20 protein-coding genes and 2 tRNA genes are annotated in these 23,174 nt (G+C 54.2%); 3 read left to right on the top strand and 19 right to left on the bottom strand.

Features of this window, described 5'->3' with window-relative positions; translation table 11 throughout:
- The 3 genes from WB402_RS03145 to WB402_RS03135 all read right to left on the bottom strand — a co-directional run.
- The coding region (locus tag WB402_RS03145; RefSeq protein ID WP_424205460.1) for a cytochrome c3 family protein at positions 1-874 on the bottom strand (874 nt) is incomplete at its 3' end.
- 24 nt (positions 875-898) lie between these two features.
- Positions 899-2,698 carry a cytochrome c3 family protein gene (locus WB402_RS03140; protein ID WP_424205459.1) on the bottom strand — a complete coding sequence of 600 codons (1,800 nt, stop codon included), beginning with the start codon at positions 2,696-2,698 and terminating at the stop codon, positions 899-901.
- Positions 2,699-2,718: 20 nt separating this feature from the next.
- The gene (locus WB402_RS03135) at positions 2,719-3,627 is read right to left on the bottom strand and encodes a hypothetical protein (RefSeq protein ID WP_424205458.1); all 909 of its coding nucleotides are present in this window, start codon (positions 3,625-3,627) and stop codon (positions 2,719-2,721) included.
- A gap of 252 nt (positions 3,628-3,879) precedes the next feature.
- On the opposite strand from WB402_RS03135, the gene WB402_RS03130 reads away from it, so the two are divergent.
- Complete coding sequence (locus tag WB402_RS03130) at positions 3,880-5,079, top strand: NAD(P)-binding domain-containing protein (RefSeq protein ID WP_424205457.1); 1,200 nt, start codon at positions 3,880-3,882, stop codon at positions 5,077-5,079.
- 245 nt (positions 5,080-5,324) lie between these two features.
- Here the strand turns inward: WB402_RS03130 and WB402_RS03125 are convergent, their stop codons facing one another.
- From WB402_RS03125 to WB402_RS03085, 9 genes are all read right to left on the bottom strand, one after another.
- Positions 5,325-5,846, bottom strand: coding sequence for a DsbE family thiol:disulfide interchange protein (locus WB402_RS03125; protein WP_424205456.1), 522 nt, complete (start codon positions 5,844-5,846; stop codon positions 5,325-5,327).
- A complete protein-coding gene (gene ccmE / locus WB402_RS03120) occupies positions 5,843-6,301 on the bottom strand; it encodes a cytochrome c maturation protein CcmE (protein ID WP_424205455.1) in 459 nt (152 codons plus the stop codon). Before ccmE ends, WB402_RS03125 begins: the two co-directional genes overlap by 4 nt.
- The gene (gene ccmD, locus WB402_RS03115) at positions 6,298-6,468 is read right to left on the bottom strand and encodes a heme exporter protein CcmD (RefSeq protein WP_424205454.1); all 171 of its coding nucleotides are present in this window, start codon (positions 6,466-6,468) and stop codon (positions 6,298-6,300) included. Before ccmD ends, ccmE begins: the two co-directional genes overlap by 4 nt.
- Complete coding sequence (locus WB402_RS03110) at positions 6,465-7,202, bottom strand: heme ABC transporter permease (RefSeq protein WP_424205453.1); 738 nt, start codon at positions 7,200-7,202, stop codon at positions 6,465-6,467. Before WB402_RS03110 ends, ccmD begins: the two co-directional genes overlap by 4 nt.
- 3 nt (positions 7,203-7,205) lie before the next feature.
- A complete protein-coding gene (ccmB, locus tag WB402_RS03105) occupies positions 7,206-7,883 on the bottom strand; it encodes a heme exporter protein CcmB (RefSeq protein ID WP_424205452.1) in 678 nt (225 codons plus the stop codon).
- Position 7,884: 1 nt separating this feature from the next.
- Positions 7,885-8,496: a cytochrome c biogenesis heme-transporting ATPase CcmA gene (gene ccmA / locus WB402_RS03100; protein WP_424205451.1), complete on the bottom strand. Its 612-nt coding sequence runs from the start codon at positions 8,494-8,496 to the stop codon at positions 7,885-7,887.
- A gap of 46 nt (positions 8,497-8,542) precedes the next feature.
- Positions 8,543-8,618 (bottom strand) — tRNA-Arg (locus WB402_RS03095).
- A 172-nt stretch (positions 8,619-8,790) separates the two neighbouring features.
- Positions 8,791-8,866 (bottom strand) — tRNA-Ala (locus WB402_RS03090).
- A 189-nt stretch (positions 8,867-9,055) separates the two neighbouring features.
- Positions 9,056-10,243, bottom strand: coding sequence for a glycosyltransferase family 39 protein (locus WB402_RS03085; RefSeq protein WP_424205450.1), 1,188 nt, complete (start codon positions 10,241-10,243; stop codon positions 9,056-9,058).
- Positions 10,244-10,642: 399 nt separating this feature from the next.
- Here WB402_RS03085 and WB402_RS03080 point away from each other — a divergent pair, with 399 nt between their 5' ends.
- A complete protein-coding gene (locus WB402_RS03080; protein ID WP_424205449.1) occupies positions 10,643-11,812 on the top strand; it encodes a glycosyltransferase family 2 protein in 1,170 nt (389 codons plus the stop codon).
- 45 nt (positions 11,813-11,857) lie between these two features.
- Complete coding sequence (locus WB402_RS03075; RefSeq protein ID WP_424205447.1) at positions 11,858-12,538, top strand: methyltransferase domain-containing protein; 681 nt, start codon at positions 11,858-11,860, stop codon at positions 12,536-12,538.
- A 373-nt stretch (positions 12,539-12,911) separates the two neighbouring features.
- On the opposite strand, the gene WB402_RS03070 is transcribed toward WB402_RS03075, so the two are convergent.
- The 7 genes from WB402_RS03070 to WB402_RS03040 form a co-directional block, all read right to left on the bottom strand.
- Positions 12,912-13,853 carry a lysylphosphatidylglycerol synthase transmembrane domain-containing protein gene (locus WB402_RS03070; protein ID WP_424205446.1) on the bottom strand — a complete coding sequence of 314 codons (942 nt, stop codon included), beginning with the start codon at positions 13,851-13,853 and terminating at the stop codon, positions 12,912-12,914.
- Between the two features lie 147 nt (positions 13,854-14,000).
- On the bottom strand, positions 14,001-14,831 hold the full coding sequence (locus WB402_RS03065; RefSeq protein WP_424205445.1) for a glycosyltransferase: 831 nt from the start codon (positions 14,829-14,831) through the stop codon (positions 14,001-14,003).
- Between the two features lie 371 nt (positions 14,832-15,202).
- Positions 15,203-15,931 carry a class I SAM-dependent methyltransferase gene (locus WB402_RS03060; RefSeq protein ID WP_424205444.1) on the bottom strand — a complete coding sequence of 243 codons (729 nt, stop codon included), beginning with the start codon at positions 15,929-15,931 and terminating at the stop codon, positions 15,203-15,205.
- A 67-nt stretch (positions 15,932-15,998) separates the two neighbouring features.
- Positions 15,999-16,859, bottom strand: coding sequence for a glycosyltransferase family 2 protein (locus tag WB402_RS03055; protein ID WP_424205443.1), 861 nt, complete (start codon positions 16,857-16,859; stop codon positions 15,999-16,001).
- A gap of 17 nt (positions 16,860-16,876) precedes the next feature.
- Positions 16,877-18,937, bottom strand: a complete 2,061-nt coding sequence (locus WB402_RS03050) for a hypothetical protein (protein WP_424205442.1) — start codon at positions 18,935-18,937, stop codon at positions 16,877-16,879.
- Between the two features lie 38 nt (positions 18,938-18,975).
- A complete protein-coding gene (locus WB402_RS03045) occupies positions 18,976-20,922 on the bottom strand; it encodes a hypothetical protein (RefSeq protein ID WP_424205441.1) in 1,947 nt (648 codons plus the stop codon).
- 68 nt (positions 20,923-20,990) lie between these two features.
- A complete protein-coding gene (locus WB402_RS03040) occupies positions 20,991-22,955 on the bottom strand; it encodes a tetratricopeptide repeat protein (RefSeq protein WP_424205440.1) in 1,965 nt (654 codons plus the stop codon).
- Positions 22,956-23,174 lie beyond the last annotated feature (219 nt).

The following is a 23,174-nucleotide window of genomic DNA, read 5'->3' as shown; positions in this document are numbered from 1 at the left end:
CCGTGGCCGAACCGCCCTGGACGTGACAGGTCGCGCAGCTGCCCGGACTTACGCCGGTATGATTAAACGTTGCACTGGCGAACGTCGCGTAACCCGTGTGGCAGGTGTCGCACGAGGCCGTGGTGGCCACGTGTTTGGACGATTTGCCCAACGCGTTCCACTGGGTGAAAGAGCCGTTGTGGCAGGTGCTGCACTGACCGGCGATTACACCTTGTGTGGCGGAATGAGTAAATCGCGACGTCGTGAACGTGCCGCCCGTAGTGTGACAGGCATCGCACGAGAGTGTCGTCGGAATGTGGTTGTTTGGCTTGGCCATGCCCGATCCGCCCGGCATATGGCAACTGGCACAACTGCCCGGAGTCACGCTGACATGCATGAAACTCGCGCTCATCCAGGTGGTGGTGCGATGACAGGTGTCGCATGGTGCATTGGTGGGAATGTGGTTCGCCGGCTTGCCCTTCGCGACACTGCCGTTATGGCACTGACTACACTGGCCGACCATCACGCCGGTGTGACTGAAAAAGGCGACACTCCATGACGCGGTTGATGTGTGGCACTGCTGGCACGCCTGAGTCGTCGGGATGTGATTTGAGGGCTTGAAGGTCGTGGTCTGAATGCGGCTGCCCTGCGTGTGACAGAGTACGCAATTCTTGGGTGTTCCCTTGAAGGTGCCCTGAATGTGGCAGGTCTCGCAGGGGACCGTGACGTGCGCCCCGGTCAGCGGGAAACCTGTTTTGAGGTGGTCAAAACTCACCTTGCTGTTTGCGGGCGCTGCCAGCATGTTGCTGTTCGGCAATGCGAGCAAGAATAGGCCCAGGATTGCCAGGGTTCCGACCCAGAACGAAGATCCGTGGAAATAATTAGCGTTCTTCATAGTCAAGTCCTCAATCCAGATAATTTAATGAACTGCCGCACCACCGACTCCCGCGCGAATTTCCTTGAATGAACTGGTTACATGGCATCGTTCGCAAAATTTACCGAAGCCACCATTGTGTACGTCATCAGCCTCGTGACAGCTGCTGCAAGTGTTGCTCAGCGTCACTTTTCTTGGCATGGGTTTCTTATGGCAGGCTTCGCAGACGATGCGTTCGTGTCCGCCTTCGAGCTTGTATGAGGTTTGTGTGTTGTGATCAAAGCGCCAGTCCTTCCACGACAGGGCGTTGTGGCAGGTTTCGCAACGCGGTCCTAGCTTGTATTTGTGCTTGTCGTCTTTCTCATGACAGGCGACGCAGGCAATGCCCGCGTCCTTGAAGGCGGGCGTCATGTGACACTTCTTGCAATCGACCTTGGCATGCTTGCCGAGCAGCGGGAAGCGGGTCAGGCCGTGATCGATCTTGCTGGTTTTCCAATCACGCTCGTTGTGGCAGGACTCGCATTTCTGACCTTCCTGGCCTTTGTGTTTGTCGTGCTTCTCGTGGCAGGCGATGCAAGTAGTCGACAACTTGTCCTTAAACAGCGGGCTGGTGTGACAGGATTCACACTTGGTGTCGGCATGTTTGCCGCGCAGGGGGTATTTGGTATCCCGGTCGTGGTTGAAAGCAGTGGTCTTCCAGCTTTTCTCGACGTGACAGGATTCGCATTTCTCACCGAATTTACCCTTGTGTCCATTGCGGTCGTCATCTTTCTTATGGCAGGCGACGCACGTCTTCTTGAGTTTTTCCACGTACAGGATGCCGGTATGGCAGGATTCACACTTGGCCGTGATGTGTTTGCCACGCAGCACGTATTTCGTGTCGCGGTCATGATTAAAAGTGGTGATGGACCAATCCTTTTCGGTATGACAGGACTCGCACTTTTCGCCGAATCGCCCCTTATGGCCTTTCTTGTCGTCGTCTGGCTTGTGACAGGCCACGCAAACGTTCCTGAGCTTTTCCTTATATAAGAAGCCGGTGTGACAAAGCGTGCACTTCGCCAGGCTGTGTTTCCCACGCAAGGGGTATTTCGTATCCTTGTCGTGGTTGAAGGTGATCATCTTCCACTCCCTGTCGTTGTGGCAGCTCTCGCACTTGGCGCCGAACTTGCCTTGGTGCTCATCATTTTTCTTGTGACAGGCGACGCACGCCGCTGGTGCGCCCTTGAACTTGGGATCAGTGTGACAGTCTTTGCAGATGACATCCCGGTGTTTTCCGGTGAGCGGGAATTTCGTCTTGCTGTGATCGAAGAGGGTTTTCTTCCAGTCGCTTTCCTGGTGGCAGTCGGCGCACTGGGTGCCCAGGCTGCCTTTGTGCTTGTCGTCCTTCTTGTGGCACGCAAAGCAGTCCGACGGCGCATCGCGGAACTTGACCTTCGGCTTGTGGCAATCGCGGCACGAAACTTTCGCGCTCGCATGCCCGCCCTTTAGCATGAAGTCGGTGAGCTTATGGTCGAATGATTTTTCGTCCAGCGGCGCGATGTTCATCGTGCGCCCCTTGTGTTCGGTGTGGCACACCCGGCATTCCTGCTCCGTAAGCCGGCCGTGATAGCCCTGTTTCTGGGCAACATCCTTGGCCACGTCCTTGTGACAGTCCAGACACAGGGTATTCTGAGCGGATTTCTTGAAACGCGCGTGGCAGCTCTTGCAGTCAGTCTCGACGTTCGCATGGCCTTCAATGACCTTGCCCGGCATTAGCACGCTCTCGAGGGATTCGGCACGAGAGGACGCTGGCAGGAAGACGAGAGAATAGGCGATCGTGAGCCATGTGATGAAGGTTCGTAACAAGCCCGTCGTTCCTGATGGTGTTAATACATGTGTACAGCAATGACATGCGCGATCCCACTGATAATCAGCATGAACACAAACGGAACATGGAGGATGTGCCACAGGGAGAACAACCGTTCATACGCATTGAACCGTGCCACGTCGATAATGGCATCCAGATACATCCGGATTGCCGTCTTTCCCGCCACCATGCGTTTCTCAAGTTTTTCGGAGTCCCATCCATGCTCCTCGGCATGGGTGTTCGCGATGCGTTGCAGATCGCGGGTCACCGTATAGTATGTCCAGCGAGCGCGCATCCCCACGGTGACAAAAGACCAAATCCTCGACCAGGCGCCGTTGTGTTCGGCGAGCGTGGAGGACTCGTATTCTTTCAGGCGTTTCTCGATGCGGGGAGAGAAATGAAATTTTGATTTTACGTCGCCTCCGATAATGCCGAGGTTCGTTTGAACCTCTTGCAGGGTGGCGCTGCGACCGTACAGGCCGTGATGGATCTTTCGGTAAATGACCCGGCCGATGATGCCGCTGCCGGCCACGAGCAGCATGCAGCTGAGCGCAACCGTCGCATTTATCGAGCCGACACGAAACGTGGAGTGGAAAAGTATCAAGGTCGGTCCGGCGATGCCCAGAATCATGTGCAGCCGGAACCAGTGCTTGGTGGGTCCCCAGTTGCGCATGAAGCGAATGTGCTTGCGCAACGAATAGAGCAGCAAGACGAGCATCATCACGCCACCGATGACGCCGAGGTAGTAACCGAAATCGTCGCCAGGTTCGTAGTAGTGGCCTTGCCGTACCGCCCAGACGGCGAGCAACAGCAGCACCGTGATCGGCAAAACGGCCAATGGCAGTGGCTTACCACTGCGTGATTCGGAATTTTCGGATGGCCGCACCGGTATCTTGGCGGTGCGTATGATCGCCTGCTCGTGACCCATTGTTCTCCCCTGCAACTGCTTCCGCCTGGAGGCGGGACAATTATTCTTGATCTATCCTTACCACCATGGCTCGAGCGGTACGGATCGCGACAGCCATGGAACCATAAAGTTGTTCCATTACTTGCAATTAAAGACTGTCAATGCCTGAAATACCATTATAAACCGTATAAAATGCGTGATCTGGCTGACAAGCGGATGACCCTTGGCTTTCCTGAGGCCAGTAGTATGGTCAAAGGACGCTAATGGCCATTTATGGAACAGAATGTGACTGAATATCTGATTTATCTCGTCCCGCTGATCTTGGTGTTGTTCTTTTACCTGCGCCGCCACAGGAAGAAGGAACAACACCACGTTACTCAGATGAAAGAGTCAGTTGAGGCCGGACTGACGGAGCCGGCTTCGCTGCATCCGGTGTTCGATCCCAATCGCTGTATCGGTTCCGGGGCTTGTGTCAACGCGTGTCCGGAGCAGGCCATCGGCCTCATCAAAGGCAAGGGGCATCTGGTGAAACCTGCCGTATGTATCGGTCACGGCGCGTGCATGGCCGCCTGCCCGCATGACGCCATCACGCTTGTTTTCGGCACCTCCAAGCGAGGCATGGATATTCCCCGGGTCAATCCGAATTTCGAAACCAATGTACCGGGAATCTTCATCGCCGGGGAACTCGGCGGCATGGGGCTTACCCGCAAAGCGGTGGAGCAGGGCCGTCAGGCGATGGAATCCATCCGCAAATTGAAGGACAGGAATTTCCCGCTCGACGTGGTCATCGTCGGCGCTGGGCCAGCCGGCCTGGCCGCCACGCTCGGCGCCATGGAGCACAAGCTGCGGTCCGTCACCGTCGAGCAGGAAGACTCGCTCGGCGGCGCGGTGTATCACTACCCGCGCAACAAGATCGTTATGACCGCGCCGATGCAGTTACCTATTATCGGCAAGGTGAAGATTAGCGCGATCAGCAAAGAAGCGCTGCTGGAATTCTGGCAGGGCGCGGCCCGAAAGACCGGGCTCAAGATCAATTTCAGCGAGCGCATGGAGACAATTTCCAAAAAAGGAAACGGGTTTATCGTAAAGACCTCACGCAATTCTTATGAGACAAGAGCCGTCCTGCTTGCCATCGGCCGGCGCGGCACGCCGCGCAAGCTCGGTGTGCCGGGCGAGGAACTGCCGAAAGTCGTCTACAACCTGATCGACCCGGAGCAATACCGTCGCCAGTACGTCCTGGTCGTCGGCGGCGGTGACAGCGCGCTCGAAGCCGCACTCGCCATTGCGGGTGAACCGGGAACGACAGTCACGCTGTCCTACCGCGGCGAGGCCTTCGGACGCGTGAAAGAGAAAAACCGCCAGCGATTGCAGGAAGCAGAAAAAGGAGGCCGGATAAAAGTGCTGTTGCAATCGAATGTCAAGAAAATCGAACCTGACAATGTCACGCTCGATCAGACGGGAAAAATGATTTAAATTAAAAACGACGCCGTCATCGTCAGCGCGGGCGGCGTGTTGCCGACGCCGTTTCTGAAAGAGATCGGAATCATGGTGGAGACGAAGTACGGAACGGCATAGCGCCGTTCATACTGGGCAGTTGGCTTGTTGTCTCCGCGAAAGTGGAGATCCAGTATTGAATGTCTCAAACGCTTCGCGCACGATCTCAAAAGCTGCTTGTCGGTAAACCTCCCGCAATTACACGCACCGCCACGAGGGTTCGACTAGGAAAGTTCCTTGATCAACGGTGCCAGCTTTTGTTCCCACACTTCCGGCGTCATCGGACCGATCTGCTTGTAACGGATGACGCCCTGTTTGTCGATCACGAAGGTTTCCGGCACGCCGTAGACGCCGAGATCAATGCCGAGTCTTCCATCTTGGTCGCTCAGACTCAGCTCGTAAGGATTGCCCAGGGCTCCCAGCCATCGAAGCGCGTCCTCGCGCGTATCCTTGTAATTGAGTCCGATAATGGTCACGGCCTTGCGGCTGGTGAGTTCGTTGAGGAGCGGATGTTCCTCGCGGCAGGCCACGCACCACGAGGCCCAGACGCTCAGCAGGTAGACGCGCCCGTGCAGATCGTCACGGCTTACCTTGCGCGCGGGATCCGCGACCGTGGTCAGTGAAAAGGCGGGCAGTGGTTTGCCGATCAGCGGCGAGGGGATGCGACGCGGGTCGAGTTTCAGTCCGTAGGCAAGTAGCAGACCCAGCGATACGAAGATGATGAGAGGGACGATATATTTCTTCATGGCTTTTTGATCTCGCTGCCCGGCGCAAAGGTTCCGCCCTTCAGCGCCTGTGCGGCTTCCGGCGGCATGTATTTTTCGTCGTGCTTGGCGAGTACTTCACTGGCGATGAAGGTGTTGCCTGTTTGCAGCCGTCCCTGCGCCACGACACCCTGACCTTCACGAAACAGATCTGGCAGGATGCCTTCGTAGTGAACCGGCAGCTTCTTGTTGAGGTCGGTGACGATGAAGTCGACCTTCAGGCCATCGGAAGAGCGCTGCACGGAGCCTTTCTCCACCAGTCCGCCGATGCGGATGGTCTTGCCGGCGGGAATGCTGACTTTGCCTTCCAGCACCTCCGTGGGGGAATAGAAGAATACGAGGTTGCTGCGGAAAGCATTCAACACGAAAAGACCGGCAACGGTCAGTCCAACTACGCCGGTGACAATGATCGCCAGGCGCTTGTGTCTTGTCTTCATCGGGTTTGTTCCTTGAGTCGCAGAAATTCGAGCAGCAGGCGTCGGACCGTCTTGCGTCGGCGCAGCGGTAAATAGAGGTTCAGGAGCAGAACCAGCAGGGCGAGTCCATAGGAACTCCAGACATAAAAGCCGTAACCGCCCATGTGGATGAACTCCGACCAGTTCATGATTTGGACCCCAGCAGTTGCGCTACCCAGGTCGTATGCCGCTCCCGCTCCAGGATTTCATTGCGCATGCGCATCAACGCCACCGTAAAGAAATAGAAGGTAAAGCCCAGGGACATCAGCAGCAGGGGCGCGAGCATGCTCGGGTGAATCGAGGGCGTTCCCATTTTGGTTACCGAGGCCGGCTGATGCAGAGTATTCCACCATTCCACGGAAAAGTGGATGACGGGAATGTTGACCACACCGACCAGTGCCAGGATCGCGGAGGCGCGCGCCGCACGCCGTGGATCGTCAATGCTGGCTTCCAGTGCCATGTAACCTATGTACAGGAAAAACAGAATAAGTTCCGAAGTCAGGCGCGCGTCCCAGGCCCACCACGCACCCCACATCGGTTTTCCCCACAGCGAACCCGTCACCAGCGCGAGGAAGGTAAACGAGGCGCCGACGGGCGCGCAATTGCCGGCGAACATCTCGAAGAGCTTGACGTTCCAGACCAGCGCGATGGCGCCGGCGCCGGCCATGCACACGTAGATGAACATGGACATCCACGCGGCCGGCACGTGGATGAACATGATACGGTAGCTTTCACCCTGCTGGTAATCGGCGGGCGCCACGAAAAGGCCGAGATAGAGGCCGGCGACCAGCAGCACAGCGGTCAATGCCGCCATCCACGGAGTCAGTTTTCCTGCCAGGGTGTAGAAAAATTTGGGTGAGGCGTACTTATGCATGTATTGCATGGTTCAGTCCAGGGAAACGCGCAATGCCGCGGCGGTGGCCCAGGGTGTCAACGTCAGGGCCAATACGAGAAAAGCGGCCAGTAAGGAAAAATGCGCCTCAGTGTCAATTCCGGCGATCACGCCCGCGACGGCACCGGCGCCGAAAATCAACACCGGAGTATACAACGGCAGTACCAGCAGCGAAACCAGCACGCCGCCGCCGCGCAGGCCGAGCGTCAGTGCCGCGCCGACGGCACCGAGCAGACTCAGGACCGGCGTGCCGAGCAGCAGTGAGAGGATAAGCGTGCCCATGGCCGATTCCGGCAGGTTCATCTGCACCGCGAGCAGTGGCGAGATCAGCACCAGCGGCAGGCCGGTCAGCATCCAGTGGGCGGCGACCTTGGTCAAAACCAGAACGGTGAGCGGGTGGGGTGACAACGCCATCTGTTCGAGCGTTCCGTCGGCGTGATCGTTGGCGAACAGCCGGTTAAGCGAGAGCATGGTGGCGAGCAGTGCCGCCACCCAGATGACACCCGGTGCGATCGTCCGTAGTACCGCGGGCTCGGGACCGAGGCCGAGCGGAAACAGGCTCACGACGATAATGAAAAAGACCAGCGGCGTGAGCACGTCGGTGCTGCGGCGCAGCGCGACGGTCAGATCGCGCCGCAGTAGACAGCCAATGGCTTTCAGGAAACCGGGCATGTCAGTCGAGCTTCAACTGCAGCATGATTTTTGTTTCGACGCCGATTTCCTGGTGCGATGTCATGATGATCATCCCATCCCGGGCCAGATGCTCCATCAGGATTTCCGTCATCAGGACTACCGAGTTCACGTCAAGCGCGCTCAAGGGCTCGTCCAGGATCCATAAAGATTTCCGCAGGATCGCAAGCCGCGTGAGCGCGAGGCGGCGCTTCTGGCCCTGCGACAGAACCTTGGAAGGGAAGTGCCGGTACGGCGCGAGCCCAACGCGCTCCAGTGTCTCCGGGATACGCGTCGTTTCGGTGGCGGCGCTGAGGCAGGCGGCGGCGCGCAGATTTTCCTCCGCCGTCAGCTCGCCCTGGATGCCGTTACTGTGACCGACGTAGGCGAGCTGGCTGCGATAGTCGTCGCCCAACTCCTGAATGGTCGAGCCGTTCCAGCGAACTTCACCCGCGGCGGCGTGCGTCAATCCACAGAGCGTGCGTAACAGAGTGGTCTTGCCGCTGCCGTTGACGCCGGTGACGTGCATCAGCTCGCCCGGTTTGAGACGGAAGGAAAGATGGCTGAACAGCGGCCGATCGCCGCGCACGCATTCAAGATCTACCGCTTCCAGCAAACCGGTCTCCCCAAGAGAAGGTTGAAGATACATCAATCATTGAAGCTGGTGCCCCAGACCGGAGTTGAACCGGCGACCTGCCGCTTAGGAGGCGGCCGCTCTATCCACTGAGCTACCGGGGCGTGCCGCTATTCTAGCAGGGCGACCGGAGGGATTCGCCGCCGCATCGCGCATCCCGGCCAGGAATGGCCGTGCGAGTGGAGCAAGCTGCGTCCTCCAGGCCATGAGCGACACGCTCGGGCGGCGCACTGCTTGGCATAAAAAATGGCCGGTATTTCCGGCCATTTGCGGGATTGGTGGAGCGGAAGGGGATCGAACCCTCGACCTCTGCATTGCGAACGCAGCGCTCTCCCAGCTGAGCTACCGCCCCGATGTCATGGTGTCGAGGAGCCTGGGAAGCATGCCTCAACCGATATGGTGATGAATCAGGCGGGCAATTCTAAACATCAGCCCGGACTGAAACAAGCATACCCGCGGGCATTGTGCCATTTAATGGCTTAATTCGCACGGCTGGTGAGGCAAAAATTCATTGTTATTTTGGGTTTTCTGTTCGCATGATTCAGCTTGTTCCGGACAGACCGGATCGTTTGGTTAAAATCCATCTTATCGCGACGGCAATGGGTATCATGGACATGATATACAAGAATGGGCGCATCGGAACCGCGTAACGTGGTTCCGGGAAGCCGATCATCATTACTGCAGCATGATACAGCAATAAAACCGAAATGGCGCGCGCGATAAAGACCGCTTCGTTTGAGAAGCCAGACTTAACCGGCGGGAACCAGGCAATAATGATACCGCCTATCATCAGCACGACGAATATCCCGTGAGTGGCGTACATCACCGCGTGTGTCGCTCGGAAATGAAACAGATAATTATAAGGTGTGCTCTTCACTGGATAGACAAAGACGTCGCCTTGTCCAGCGATGATGTTCCATGACCACAGCATCAGTGGTTTGCCGAGGATATACCAGCGCAGTTGCTGGATCGGAGCTTCCTTGAACTCATTGACTACTGCTGATATCACTGAAGGCAAATCCTTGGAAGTTTCCTCATAGTGGGGGTCGAATCTATATGGAAAACCGTAGGACCGTGGATCGTTCTGGTACATCATGTTGTTATATGCTCCGATGCGTAGTGTCACCGACATCTGGGTATTATCACCCGGAACACCAAGCGTATTTATGTTTCGCGCAATCCATGCCCCATAGAGGAGACTGAAGCCCAAGACAAGCACAACGGCCTTTCGCCATCCGGTTTTCCAGCCCCAGAAGCAAAGCAGAAAAACCGCGAGCGGCAATACATAATAGAGCAGCATGAGATGCGTAAGTGCGGCGGCTCCGAGCGTCAGTCCCGCCAATGCTGAAGCCACAAGATTCTGTCTCTCTGCCGTTTTTGCTAGCGCATATATTGCGAGCACGAGTAAAAAACAGAATAGGGTCTCGCTTAAGAGATAAATATTCATTGTGACCAGATGTGGACTGATGGCTGTGAAAGCCGAAGCAGCGAGCGCAAACGGTAGAGGAAGGACGCGACGCGCAAGCCAGAAAACAAGCAATACCGTAAACGTGCTTATTACCGCCTGGACTCGGGTAATCGCGGCGATGTTTGCGTCAGTGGGTTGCAGGTCTAGGAATAGTGTGAGGAAGAAAGGATAAAATGGGGGACGTATTGCGTCCGGCTTGGGGGTTGCTTGTCCATTCGTGGACAATGTGTCCGAAAGCGAGTAGGTGCCGTAGTTTTTCAAGTTATGCGCGTATAGGACGTACTGGCGCGCATCGGCTCGTACCGGGGTATCGACGACGCTATGGATTACCGACTGAATGCGCAGATCAAGGGCGACAAGAAGAATGATGGCAAGGACATAACTGTATCGAGGTATGCGTACAACGGATCTAAACAGTCGGTTTACACCACGAAGTAAGGTTTGCATAACGGTTCTAAGTAAGGGGTAACCCGGAGGCGGGTATTTTATGAGTTCGGTTATAAGGTATTTTTGCGTAGCTATACTATCGAAGTATATGTCATGAGTTGAATGACGGCGTTGATAACACGAGTTGAGGTTGGTATGCGCTGAAATAGCCTGTGTTATTGCCACACGTCAAATATTTTACTTGGTCAAGGTTTATGGTTAGAGGAACCAGGAATGAGTCTGCGCACCGGTGAGATAGAGCTCTCGATCGTTATGCCTTGTCTTAACGAGGCCGAGACGCTGAGTGCCTGCATTAAAAAAGCTAAGAGCTATCTTTACCGTGCAGGCATGGCCGGTGAGGTAATTATCGCAGACAATGGCAGCACTGACGGTAGCCAAGAGATTGCGCGCAAGCTGGGAGCGCTGCTGGTTGATGTCAAAGAGCGCGGCTACGGCGCCGCGCTGACGGGAGGGATCTCGGCTGCGCAAGGACGCTATGTGATCATGGGAGATGCCGACGATAGTTACGATTTCTCGCATCTGGATCCATTTGTCGAAAAACTGCGCCAAGGTTTCGATCTGGTCATGGGAAATCGCTTCAAGGGTGGAATCCTTCCGGGAGCCATGCCACCGCTGCACAGGTATCTGGGCAATCCGATACTCTCAGCTATCGGTCGGCTCTTCTTCTCCAGCAAGATAGGGGATTTTCATTGTGGCTTGCGCGGTTTCAACAAAGAGGCTGTCGAGTGTCTCGATCTGCGAACCACGGGGATGGAATACGCCTCGGAAATGGTGGTCAAGGCGACACTTGCTAATTTGAAAATTACTGAGGTACCCACGACTCTATCACCAGATGGGCGGAATCGTCCCCCCCACCTTCAAAGCTGGCGGGACGGTTGGCGCCATCTCCGCTTTCTTCTTATGTATAGCCCGCGCTGGTTGTTTCTATACCCCGGTTTGGCCCTCATCGCTTTTGGTCTTTTGGCCAACGCCCTGGTTTTGCCGGGACCGTTACAAGTGGGATCGGTGATCTTCGACGTGCATACGCTGATTATCGCAATGGGCGCAATTCTGGTGGGCACGCAGATCGTGATCTTCTTTTTATTGGCCAAACAATATGCCACCAAGGCCAGGCTCTTGCCCTTAAGTCCACGATACGGTTGGTTTTTGCGCATCATGTCCCTGGAGCGAGCGGTCATCTTGGGATTGCTGCTATTGGTGATAGGTGTTGCAGGGGTCGTCAGTGCCGTTGTGTTTTGGGAAACCAGGTCATTTGGCGTACTCGACTACAGAGAGATGATGCGCTTGGTTGTCCCCTCCGTTACGCTGCTGGGACTTGGTGTGCAGTTCATCATGGGTGGGTTCCTCTCCAGCATTCTGGACCTGGGAGTGAGGTCGCGCTGAAGGGGCGTGATGTCTTTATCATGTTCGTATGCGTTCGGAGATCCCTTGAATCAAGAACCTAATGCGCAGTACAACGTCGCAGCCGCTGACTCTTTGGCCGTCAGGGTGGCAACCAGAGTGAGGCGACGCATGTTTCGGCGCTTCCTGCACACTATGTCCATCGATCGACATAAGACCTTGCTGGATGTTGGTGTAACCAGCGACCGTAGCTATGAATCCTCGAATTATCTGGAAGCGTGGTACCCCTACAAGGACATGATCACCGCGGTTGGAGTGACTGACGCAAGTTTCTTGGAAGGCCTCTATCCGGGCGTCACCTTTGTCTCGGCAAACGGCTGTCATCTGCCATTTGCCGAAAGTGAATTTGATTTTGTCCATTCAAGTGCGGTCTTGGAGCATGTGGGCAGCGAGGAGAACCAAAAACGTTTCGTGGCCGAGCTTTACAGGGTTGCCCGCCACGGTGTCTGCATCACTACGCCGAACCGATGGTTTCCGGTGGAATTCCACACGGTTCTGCCTCTGGTGCATTGGTTGCCGAAGCGCTATTTCAGGTGTTTGATGCGTAACAGCGGAAGAGAATTTTTCTCCCGGGAAGAGAACCTGAATCTACTCAGCCGAGCGGACCTGCATCGTATTGTCCTAGAATTAGGTCCTGCCAAAGCTAAGGTAGACAGCATCAAATTATGGGGGCTGACTTCCAACTTGCTGTTGTTTCTCTGGAAATAGCCTGCGTCAAATCGTGGACATAGTGCCAGTAGGTTCCTGCATATATAGCATTAAACCATCGGTTGTCGCTTTTTATGCGAACCGTATTAGTATGATTCGACGCTGTGAGTATCTTGATGATGCTGCGTTCAGGTCCTATCTGAATGAAACGAACTGCCGGTACTTCTATTTACTGGGTTTTGCATGCCCTAGCTTCAGCAGATTCTATTATCCGGCGGATAGGCTTCAGAATTCGCTCAAAGTGTTGAGTGCTGCATGATTTTCCAGCAACGCCAACCTGCCTGCAGGTGTATTGGCTGAATTGGCAGTTCAGTAATAAACGCGTCAATTATTTTGGCTTCCATTGGGAACAGTGGCAGGGTGGAATTATGTGTTATTTTTTTCTTGTACGGCCGAATAACAGGACGAGAGCGCCCGGCAACGCGGATAGCCACAGCACCAGGAGGTACACAAGGGAAAGGCTGATGGCGAGTTGCAGGTTTGTGCCGGCGGCGACCAACATACCGACGAGCGTACCTTCTCTAATACCAAGACCGCCGATTGAAACCGGCACGCTCGCCGCCAGGAATACGGCCGGTATGGCGACGAAATAAGTGGCGACCGAGATATCAAGGCCCAGTCCGCGACCAAGTATATAATAGACCAAAGTAATCAAACTTTGTCCGACGGCAGATAATGCATAGGCAACCGCAATGCGTGATTTCGTGGTGCGGTAGGAGTAGCAGGTAAGGACAATATCCAGGAGCCATGCGCGTACTCGCGTGTGGCGGTATTTCAGTGCCAAGTTCCCGACAAACTGGACACAGCGGTTAGACCACATCAGGCCGACGCTCAACAGCCCGACCGCGAAGAGCGTAATCAGAACCGACTTTGTGTGGCTGGAGATGCCTAGCTCCTCGGAAATAAGTGCGCCGCATAAACCCAAAATTGCCACGCTCGATAACCCGATAGCACGATCCATGATAGTCGAACTCACGAGCGCTTTCGTGCTTATGCCACGTACGCGCAGGTGAAGAATGCGCACGGTGTCGCCCCCGAGGCCTGTCGGTAAAAGGTTGTTGAAGAACACCCCGAGATAATAACTGGGAAACGCTTTGTAGAAAGGTGTGGCGGTATGTGTGTGTCTCAGGAGCATCCACCAGCGGAATGCGCCGAGCAAATAGACCACGAAATGAAGCAGTACCCCAGCTAAAATTGGAATCGCACCGAGCTGCATCAAATTAACCTGCAACGTCTTTGTGTCGACGCTGGAGAACAACCAGTAACACAGCGAAGCCGTGATAGCCAGTTTAAGCAGTATGAATGCGAACTTCATTGCCACAACCCTGGAAGCAGAAATGATTTTTCGACGTCGCTTCCCTTCGCGCCTGATTCTTCTGTATCTGAGCACCAAGTGAAGGGTGCACGACCGGGCTTGAAGCGCATTGCAGATAAGTTGATCTTCACTCGCGCTGAGGCAGGGTCATAAATCATCGCTGGAGGCGCAGACCAGATGCGAGACAAGCTGCTTACGCGCAATGCGCGAGCATAAATTCCTGTCGTAGAAAAGGCGGGCGTTTTTAGCGTAGTCTTTTCTTCGCTCAGGATCCTGCGCGAGAGTGACAATAGCGGCGGCCAGCGCTGCGGGGTCACCGTGTGGCACAGTCAGGAACGGCGCGAAATCCGACTCTTGCAGCATGCGCCTGCTGAACAGGCTGTCCCCGGTGATTATGGCGCGCCCGATGGCCATATATGCATAGTTCTTGAGTGGCCAGACGCGTTGCGCCTTTGAGCCCGTGCCGAAAATTCCCAAGCAAATATCAGCTTTTCGGATTTCTTCCGCGAGGCGCTCACTGTCCACCCACTGAGTTATCCACTCGACGTTCTCCGGCCGCCCACCCGCGAAAATGCGCTCCACGGCGTCCGCCGTTTGGCCGGAACCGATGAATCGAAACTGCACGTCGCGGCGCTCCCGCAGGATAACAGCTGCCCGCGCGATAACGTCTGCCCCCTGCAACGGCACAAAGGTGCCGATGAACAGTACGTTGCACGAGTCGCCGCTCGGCAGGTAGGGGGATGGTCGAAAGACCGATTCGTCGATACTTAGTGGCAGCGCTATCACCTTGGATGGCGTGAGCCTGAAGGTTTCCCTGAAGTAACTGGCGTTCAAATCCGTATCAACGACAATAACATCCGCGATTCGATAGGCGCGGGACTCCAGGGATTTCAGCGCGCGCGCCGCCCAGGAACGGGAAGAGATCAGCCCTCTGTCCGTTACAGCCGTGTCATAGAGGGATATGAAACAGTCCGCCACTATATATGTGGGTCGCCAGGCTTTCGGCAGCAGTGACAGACAAAAAAGCACGAGAACAGACGGATAGGGGATATAAAGCCTGTTTGGGCGCCCATGCCAAAAGTACGCGAGGAAAATACCCAGGTGTGCGTAGGTCAACCGCAAGACAGTCCACAGTAATCGCAGCGGCTTCCATGCGCGTGAACGGTTCTCATGGTGCGATGTCTCAGCGCGAAACGGGAAATTGATTTCTCGCGTCCGCAACTGGGATGATTGTTTCAGGTCACGTATCCGGAAGGTGACGTTAGGATACCCTGTGGACTTGACGTGTACTCCCAGAATTGTGATGTTAGCAGGCTCCCGCTGAATTGACTGTGCGTCTTGCCGCGAGCTCATGCCGGGCGTCCCTTTTGCGCCAAAACAAGAAAGCCGTCGCCTAAATCCGTATGCTTCACGCAGTTTTGCAAGAAATAAAAAGGTCGGAGCAGGTGTGCCAACAATATTGCGCGGGTTCTGCCGATAAGCGGTCGTTCGATGCCGCTACGCTTGGTAGCATCTTCTTTCGATAGATGTTGCCTTCGGCGCGACATGCCGTAATAGAGTTCCCGCAGAGGGTAAAGTAGCTGTGTGATCGGGAAGCCGAAGCACCACAACGTGTCGATGTGAAGACCGCTGGCCGTGAACTTTTCGATGAGTTCGGCGCGCTCGTAACGCCGATAGTGTCCGGCATACTCATCGACGTGTTGCCACTTTCGCATAAAGGCCGGCGCGGAAAAGATGAAGTAGCCGCCGGGAGACAACAGCTCGGAGATGATGCCGAGTGCCGCCTTGTCGTCTCGAATATGTTCGAGCACTTCGCACGCGACGATCAGATCGTAATGTTTTTCTCGCGTCATGCCCATGAAATCACCCGTCATCAACCGCAGACGCGATTTATTGGCGGTGCGTTGACGAAGTATATCCATACAATCGTCAGAGAAATCGAGCAACGTCCCGTCGGCTTCGGGAAAACACTGGCTGAGATATAAACTCGTATCGCCCATGCCAGGACCAATTTCAAGAAAAGACCGAACGCCGGTCGGCAGTCGCATTACCAGTTGTTCGATCAGTGCGAGCCGCATCAGGTAACGCGGCGCGGGCGTCACTAGAAAGTCGAATATGGACCCCTTATTTTCCCCGGACATCTTTTTATTTTTCGCTGTCCTTATAATTCAGGACGGTAATCTGTTCGGAAACCAGCCCGATAAGGAATACCAGTACGGAGGTGATAAACAGCAACGCACTCATATTGGTGAAATGCCGGTAACTGATGAATGTGTAGAGATAATAAAACAGGCCGGTAAAAAAGAACCCAAGGCTGATCGGGAAAAAGAACTTCAGCGGTGCGTACAGGGTGCCGACCTTGAATATAATGAGCAGAAAACGCACACCGTCGTGCACGATGCGAACATGGCTTTTTCCTTCACGCCGGCCGGCGAAGATCGGAACGTAAGTGACAGTAAAACCAGCACGGAAGAAACTCATGGTAATGGTTGTGGGATAGGAAAATCCGTTCGGCAGCAGATAAAGAAACTGACGAAACTTATCAGCATGCACAGCCCTGAATCCCGAGGTCAAATCATCAATCTTTTGCCCAACCATCCAACTCGCCAACCAATTGTATATCTTATTGGCATATGACCTGCCCAGACTCGCCTGTGAATTACTATGGCGCGCCCCTACAACCATGTCATAACCTTCTTGCAATTTAGACAGCAATCTGGGTATGTCTTCGGGGTTGTGTTGCCCATCGGCATCCATGAAGACCAGAATTTTTCCATGGGCGGCGCGCGCGCCAGATTTTACTGCCGCGCCGTTGCCCATACTGTATGGATGTTTCAGCAACACGACATTATGTGTGACACAGACTTTTTCGGTATCGTCCGTCGAACCGTCACTTACCACAATGATTTCTGCGCCGGGGTGGTTTTTCCGCAATGCAGGCAGAAGGAGACACAAACTGGCGAACTCGTTTTTTGCAGGGATAATAATCGATACGTCTTGCGACATAATTTTCTAGACCAAGTTTATTTATCTAATTTATAGCATAAATGCCTCGAGTCTGTCGTATCGGAGCCTTGCTTCAACAAGGCGCTGTAGACTTCCTTCAGCCGGGTCAGTGAAGTCTGATTTGTCAAATTGTTCGTATTCTTTCTCTGTTTCATCTGCTCAAGCTGCTCGATCACAGGCCTGGCTTGGTCAGGGCATCCCAGTTTCAGCAGATATTCCGCTTTTGCAAGCTTATACGACATTAAATCCGGAAGTGCTGCCGAGGCGCGATTCATGTATTCGTACGCCCGCATATTGTCACCAGTGTAGGCGAGAATTTGCGCGGCGTTTGCAGCGAGTATCCCGCGGTAGTCGTGCGAAGTTTGTGATTCATCCGCAGCCAAAATAATCCACTGTGCAGCCATTTCGCGTATTGATATGCACGGATGTGGAGGCATTACCACGCACCGCCGCAGGTTTTCAAGCGAAACAACGCCATGGACGGATACGGGCATTTCGCGAAGCAGCCGCGGAATTGTCTCGTGAGCGGTAAGTTCAGGAGGTATGGATAAGTTAGCGACGGAAATATAATTATACTGAGACGGAAGCAACGCTAATAAGACTTTCAGGTCGATCCAAAATCCGACCTCCCTCGGCGCCGCTTTCAGACCTTGCAGTGTATATTTCAGAGCTTCGCCGATATCGTGGTTTTCTACAAGACTAACACGTGCGGCGAAGTCGTTGGCGCGCTCTGACATGGGATGATGTTGTGCTTCGGTGACGGCGAATGTATGGATGTTTTTCCAGGAATCGGCGCGGACCCACGTGCTGATTCCAAGAATTACTACCAATATTATTGCGCTTCCGTACCACAGTATTTTGCTCGAAGATCCGATCTTTGTGAGCACAATCAGCCCGTACGCGAAAGCGAGGAGTGGGCCTAGGCTTGGCAGATAATTGCGATGTTCGTAGACGAGTTCGAGATCAATAACCGTGGATTCCATGCTGTGTCCGACCAGAAACCACAATATAGCGAATGCGACGAGAGGAATCCGTTTCGCATAAAGTAACGAGAACACCAGCGTAGCCGCAATCCCGCATACGGCAAAAAATGTCGAGAACGGATCGAAAAGACCATGGCTTTGCAAGATGTCGTCGTGGAACAGACTGAGCCGGTTCGTGCTCGGAACAAGCAGAAGACTGACGTAATACCATAAAACGCGTGTTTCCGTCAGTAGCCGTTCGTATGCTGTGAATTGTCTTGTTGAAAATGCGTCCGCAATGAATTTGGGATGGGTGGCAATGTAGGTGACGAAGACCGCCGCCGGTATTGCAATACTGAATGCGTAAAACGCATAAAGATGATGTCGTGTCCGTTTGTCCAGGCCATTCCTCGAAAAAAGTGTGTACTCAATGACAAGAAGATAAAGAGGAATTAATGCTGCATTTTCCTTTGCAGCAATGCCCAGCGTCATACCCCCAATGGCCCCGATGGACATTAACCAAAGCGCCTTCACCGGCGAAGCAGATAATCGCTGTCGTCCCAGCATGAACAGTATCAACCCCAAGAGTATGAACAATGTTGCGAGGCTGTTCATTCGCTGTACTACGTACAATACGTTTGTCAGCTGGATCGGGTGGATGGCCCATAATGCCGTCCCGAGGAGTGCCACAGCCTGTCTTTGAGGTTGCGTCAGTGTTTCACGCGGTCGTGGCGACAACAACAGAAGGTATGCAACGCCGTATACCAGCACGCTGTTGATGGCGTGGATGGCGAGATTGATGACCTTGAAATACCAGGTTGCGTCGAATCCTCCCGCCCAGTAATAGTTCAAGGCGAAGGTCAATGCAGCCAGCGGACGCTTGAGAGGTGCCCGTTCATCGGCGCCCAACGCCTGTCGTATTCCTTCCCAGTTGAGTTCCCTTATCGCGATGGAGGGGTCACGAGAGATATTCTCGGCATCGTCGAGAACGAAAGGGCCTTGCAGCCCGGGCAGATAGGCCAAGTAGACAACGAGCAGAATTGCCGCAAGATAAAAGACGGTAATGAGGCCGCGTCTTATCGCGTGGTTTTCAGCTCTAGGTAAGTTGATCGACATTTAGGCGGTTTCTCGCGACAACAGCAGTCCTGACTTGGTTAAGGCTTTATGCGATTTCCGCGCCTGGCTCGGATTTTTGTGAGAAGGATATCGACGTCATTCATGGTATCCGCTGAGGAGCTATTTGGGTTCCGTTTGATGGGTAGAAGTATTTCTTCAGCTCTCTCGAACTGGCGCAGCGCGATTCTGGCATCGGCTTCCATCAAAGCATAGCTGGGCTCAGCAGGGTCATGTAATCTTGCGGTCACTACGGTATTCAGTGCGGTTGCATGATCGCCCACGGCTGTGCTGATTTCGAAAAGATGGATCACGGTTGCCGCATGTATATCACGTGAGACGTTGGGATTATTCAGTATCGCCTGGTACCACTCGGCGGCGTAGGGATATAGATCATGATATAGGAGCGGTGCTTGTGTGAAGCGTGAAGCCAGGTCGTCGAGGGTAAGCATTGTCGTTGCCGTTGGCGCTTTGCGGGACAAATGGTCCTTAATCTGGTTACGACGCTGAGTCGAAAGTATGGCGTGTAATTGACCTGGTTCGACGAGGCTTGACATTTTTCCGCTAGCATTCGTATCGAGAGATGATATTTTCACTTCATTAATCAGCATTCTGATGGAATAGCTGATTTCGTTGGGATCAAGCGCGGCCGCGGCCTCGTAGTATCGTTGAGCCTGGATCAAATCCCCTTTGCGTACGGCGCACAGTTCTGCAAGCATTGCCTGTGCGCTGGCCGAGCGAGGATGATTTTGGGCTATGGTTACGATTAGTTGTTCTTCGCCGGCCCACGTCTGAGCACGAAGAAACGTGACGCTTGCCAGAGCGATCGTTAGTGTCGCGCACACTGTTAGAAATATCCGATTCCGGCCAGAAAAAGCGGCGCCCAGCGCATAAACAGCGGCCATTAACGGCCCAATGGCAGGAAGATAATTGCGATGTTCGTGCGCTATCTCGAGCGGCAAAAAACTCGACTCCAGGCTGTGCCCAACGAGGAACCACAGCACCGCGAAGCTGAATATCGGATATTTCTTTCTCCCCACGAAGGCTGCCGCGGTCAGGGCTAGCAGCGTCAAGATGGCCGGTAACGTGGTCCACGGTGTGAACAGGCCGGTACTGATCGGAATATCATCATGAAAAAGACTGAACTCGGTGATGTTAGGAATAAATAATAGGTATAGGTAATACCACAATACCCGCGGCTCGGTCAGCAGCCGCGCCGTCATATCGAAGTTCCGTATCTTGTAAGATTCCTGGACAAGCTCGGGATGCGTAAGCACCCAAGCCAGTATCGCCAGCAATGGCAGGATGATTGCTAGTCCATAGAAGGCACGCAGGGGCATCCCAGCGGCAGTGCGGAAATCCGTACGGGAAAAGAAGATGTACTCTGTTAGCGGAATGTACAGGAGTATCAATACGGCAGTTTCTTTTGCCCCCGTACCAAGAATCAGCCCCGTCAACCACCCACCCACGATCAGCGCCATCCCGTATTGTTTCTGTTCATGTACACGCTGGCGTCCATGGAGGAACAAAATCATCCCCAGGAGCACGAACAGCGCAGACAGGGAGGTCATCCGCTGTACCACGTAAAGCACAGAGGTCAGGTTTAACGGGTGGAGCGCCCACAGAGCTGCGACGAGTGTCGGCAGCCAGCGTGTGCTGATTAACGTCGGATTTATTTTCACCGTCTGTCTCAGCAGGAGCAGAACGAACCAGTACACCAACGCTGCATTGGTTAGGTGTATCGCCAGGTTTGTAAGTTTGAAGGCGAAAGTATTCGATAGATCTCCGGCGATGAAGTAGTTAATAGCAAAACTGAGTACTGCCAGCGGCCGGCCAAGTCCGTTGCCTGGACTGTTTGCCACCGCATCGTATAGCGATGACGGGTGGAGCGTGGAAAGCTGAATCGCGGAATTGCGTACGATATTGGGAATGTCGTCGAAGACAAAGGGGCCATGGAGTCCCGGAGAGTAGGCGAGCGTCACTGCCATGGCGATTATGCCGCATACACCAAGAGTAGCTATTAGCACTCGTATTCGATGCCAGCCAATCACGGTTCTCAATTGTCCTGTCGCAACGGTAGCGTACGTTCGCGAATCAATGATTCAAGTTTTTCAACTTCCCGCGTCTTGGGATGGGGAACACGCTGATTGGCTCGTTGAATTTCAGAGATGATGATTTTGGCATAATCCATCCGTCCGAGCTGAATATACATATCCGCTAACTCGACTAGCGGGCTGATGTAATATGGATCGAGCTCGTATGATTTTCGGTATGCATCGACGGCATCGTTGATCCTACCTTGCCCAATGAGTGTTCGCCCGAGCAGGTGATAATAGTACGAACGGTCCACGGAGCGTATGCTCTGTCTCTCTATCAGGGCTTTCAGCCATTCTTCCATCAAGGGTTGGAGCGTTTTGCAGGCGTCGAAGATGCAGTCGGCAATATTGTTAATTGCCCATCCGGTAGTCGCCGTGAGGGGCTTTGAACGGAGGCGACGCAACACTTCTTCGTGGTCGGCAGGATTAAGTGGCCGGTCGTGGCGGGCAGCGCTCATTTGAAGGTTGATCAGTATCCCTGGTTCGTCAGGATTGAGTTCCGCGGCGCGACGGTAGACCTGCATACCGTGATCGTACCCCCCTTTCTCCATGAGAAGCATAGCGAGCCCCATCTGCGCGCCGGCCGAGCGCGGATGATGACTGGCTTCGAAGAAATAGAGACTTTCCGAGCTTGACCACTGTTGTGCGCGTAGGAATGTCGTTCCGCCGGAAACAAGGGCCAGGCCGGGCAGAATCCACCACCAATTGCGTTGCGTCGTACGCTGAGTAAGCAGGTGAACGGCGCCTGCGACGACCATAAGAACGCCAAGGGACGGAAGATAATTCCGATGCTCATGCATGATTTCGAGTGGATATATCGTGGACTCCAACATGTGCCCACCGAAGAACCACAGGATGCCCAGGCTAATAAGCGGATATTTTTTCCTCCACAGTACTGCCGCAACTGGTGATCCGGCGACCAATAAAAGCGCCGGCGCGGTGGTCCATGGGGTGATCAACGATCTCGAAATGGAAATGTCGTCGTGGAACAGGGCGAACTGATCTATCCGGGGAACCAGGATTTGCGCGATATAGATGAGCAGTACCCGCCCTTCCGTCATCAGTCTTTCGATCAGGGTGAAATTGCGAATTTGATACAGCGGCAGCACTATGTGGATTACGTATGCACCGAGTGTTGCCAGCATAACGGCGGCGCCCCCTAGAACCAGGCGCCTCACGGAGAGACTGAGATTCTGCCAGTGGCGCCACGGGAGTTCATCCACGAACAGGATATATTCGAGGATCAGGATAAATACAGGCAGCAATAACGCTGTTTCCTTGCTGTAAATTCCAAGGCAGCCGAAGCCGAGTGGCCCCGCTACGGCGAGCCAGACTCCGATTTTCTTTCCGGCGAGCATCGCCTTGCGCCCGCTCAGGTAACAGATCAATCCGAGCAGGGTGAACAGGGTGGCGAGTTCGGTCATCCGCTGAACGACATAGAGCACGCTGGTTAGCTGAATCGGATGTATCACCCAAAGCAAGGCAATCGCCCCGGCCAGCAGTGTAGGCGCATGAGGCGTATCTACTGCGCCTGCAACGTGCGGGCTGCGGTAATAAACCTGCGCGATTCGGGCCAGTACGAGACGCATGAACCAAAAGATCAGCATCCCGTTGACGGCATGCAAGATGATGTTAGTGAGTTTATAGGGGACAGAGGGAGAGAATGAACCGGCAAAATAGTAATTGATCGCAAAGCTCGCCATCGCGATCGGACGATGCAGCGGTCCGGATGCCAGGGAGTAAGAAGCGAGCCGGAGTGAATCGATATCGATAGAACGGATACGCAGATAAGAGTTGACGAGCAGGTTCGAATAGTCGTCGAAAACATAAGGCCCGGAGACGCCCGGCATAAAAATCAGCGCACTGAGTGCGACAACCAACGCCAGGAGAGGAACGAGAAGCCGTTTGTTATTCAGCCGGATCATGAAAGTTCCCTGAATGCGCCGTGGAGATAGCATAGGCCAGTTGGCGGGGCGATGCGGTCCAGATTCCTTATCAAGCTTTGCGATCGCCTTATGTTATGGGAAAGTTTGTGCCGTTACGTGAACCTTGGCTATAAATATAGTTATTTGGAAATGCCGGCGACTTGAGCACTTTTTACGGCACCAAAACCAAGGGCGACCGAAGTCGCCCTTGATGGAAAG

It is taken from the genome of Sulfuricaulis sp. (genome assembly GCF_049587675.1).
Taxonomy (GTDB): domain Bacteria; phylum Pseudomonadota; class Gammaproteobacteria; order Acidiferrobacterales; family Sulfurifustaceae; genus Sulfuricaulis.
This window is presented reverse-complemented; position numbering and strand designations above follow the sequence as displayed.

What these genes read in the sequence shown, in the direction of transcription:
- WB402_RS03040 (WP_424205440.1), bottom strand. Translation starts at nt 22,955, where the DNA reads ATGATCCGGCTGAATAACAAACGGCTTCTCGTTCCTCTCCTGGCGTTG.
- WB402_RS03050 (WP_424205442.1), bottom strand. Translation starts at nt 18,937, where the DNA reads ATGTCGATCAACTTACCTAGAGCTGAAAACCACGCGATAAGACGCGGC.
- WB402_RS03135 (WP_424205458.1), bottom strand. Translation starts at nt 3,627, where the DNA reads ATGGGTCACGAGCAGGCGATCATACGCACCGCCAAGATACCGGTGCGG.
- WB402_RS03110 (WP_424205453.1), bottom strand. Translation starts at nt 7,202, where the DNA reads ATGCAATACATGCATAAGTACGCCTCACCCAAATTTTTCTACACCCTG.
- ccmB (WP_424205452.1), bottom strand. Translation starts at nt 7,883, where the DNA reads ATGCCCGGTTTCCTGAAAGCCATTGGCTGTCTACTGCGGCGCGATCTG.
- WB402_RS03060 (WP_424205444.1), bottom strand. Translation starts at nt 15,931, where the DNA reads ATGCGGCTCGCACTGATCGAACAACTGGTAATGCGACTGCCGACCGGC.
- ccmD (WP_424205454.1), bottom strand. Translation starts at nt 6,468, where the DNA reads ATGAACTGGTCGGAGTTCATCCACATGGGCGGTTACGGCTTTTATGTC.
- ccmE (WP_424205455.1), bottom strand. Translation starts at nt 6,301, where the DNA reads ATGAAGACAAGACACAAGCGCCTGGCGATCATTGTCACCGGCGTAGTT.
- WB402_RS03070 (WP_424205446.1), bottom strand. Translation starts at nt 13,853, where the DNA reads ATGAAGTTCGCATTCATACTGCTTAAACTGGCTATCACGGCTTCGCTG.
- WB402_RS03130 (WP_424205457.1), top strand. Translation starts at nt 3,880, where the DNA reads ATGGAACAGAATGTGACTGAATATCTGATTTATCTCGTCCCGCTGATC.
- WB402_RS03080 (WP_424205449.1), top strand. Translation starts at nt 10,643, where the DNA reads ATGAGTCTGCGCACCGGTGAGATAGAGCTCTCGATCGTTATGCCTTGT.
- WB402_RS03045 (WP_424205441.1), bottom strand. Translation starts at nt 20,922, where the DNA reads ATGGCAGTGACGCTCGCCTACTCTCCGGGACTCCATGGCCCCTTTGTC.
- WB402_RS03125 (WP_424205456.1), bottom strand. Translation starts at nt 5,846, where the DNA reads ATGAAGAAATATATCGTCCCTCTCATCATCTTCGTATCGCTGGGTCTG.
- WB402_RS03055 (WP_424205443.1), bottom strand. Translation starts at nt 16,859, where the DNA reads ATGTCGCAAGACGTATCGATTATTATCCCTGCAAAAAACGAGTTCGCC.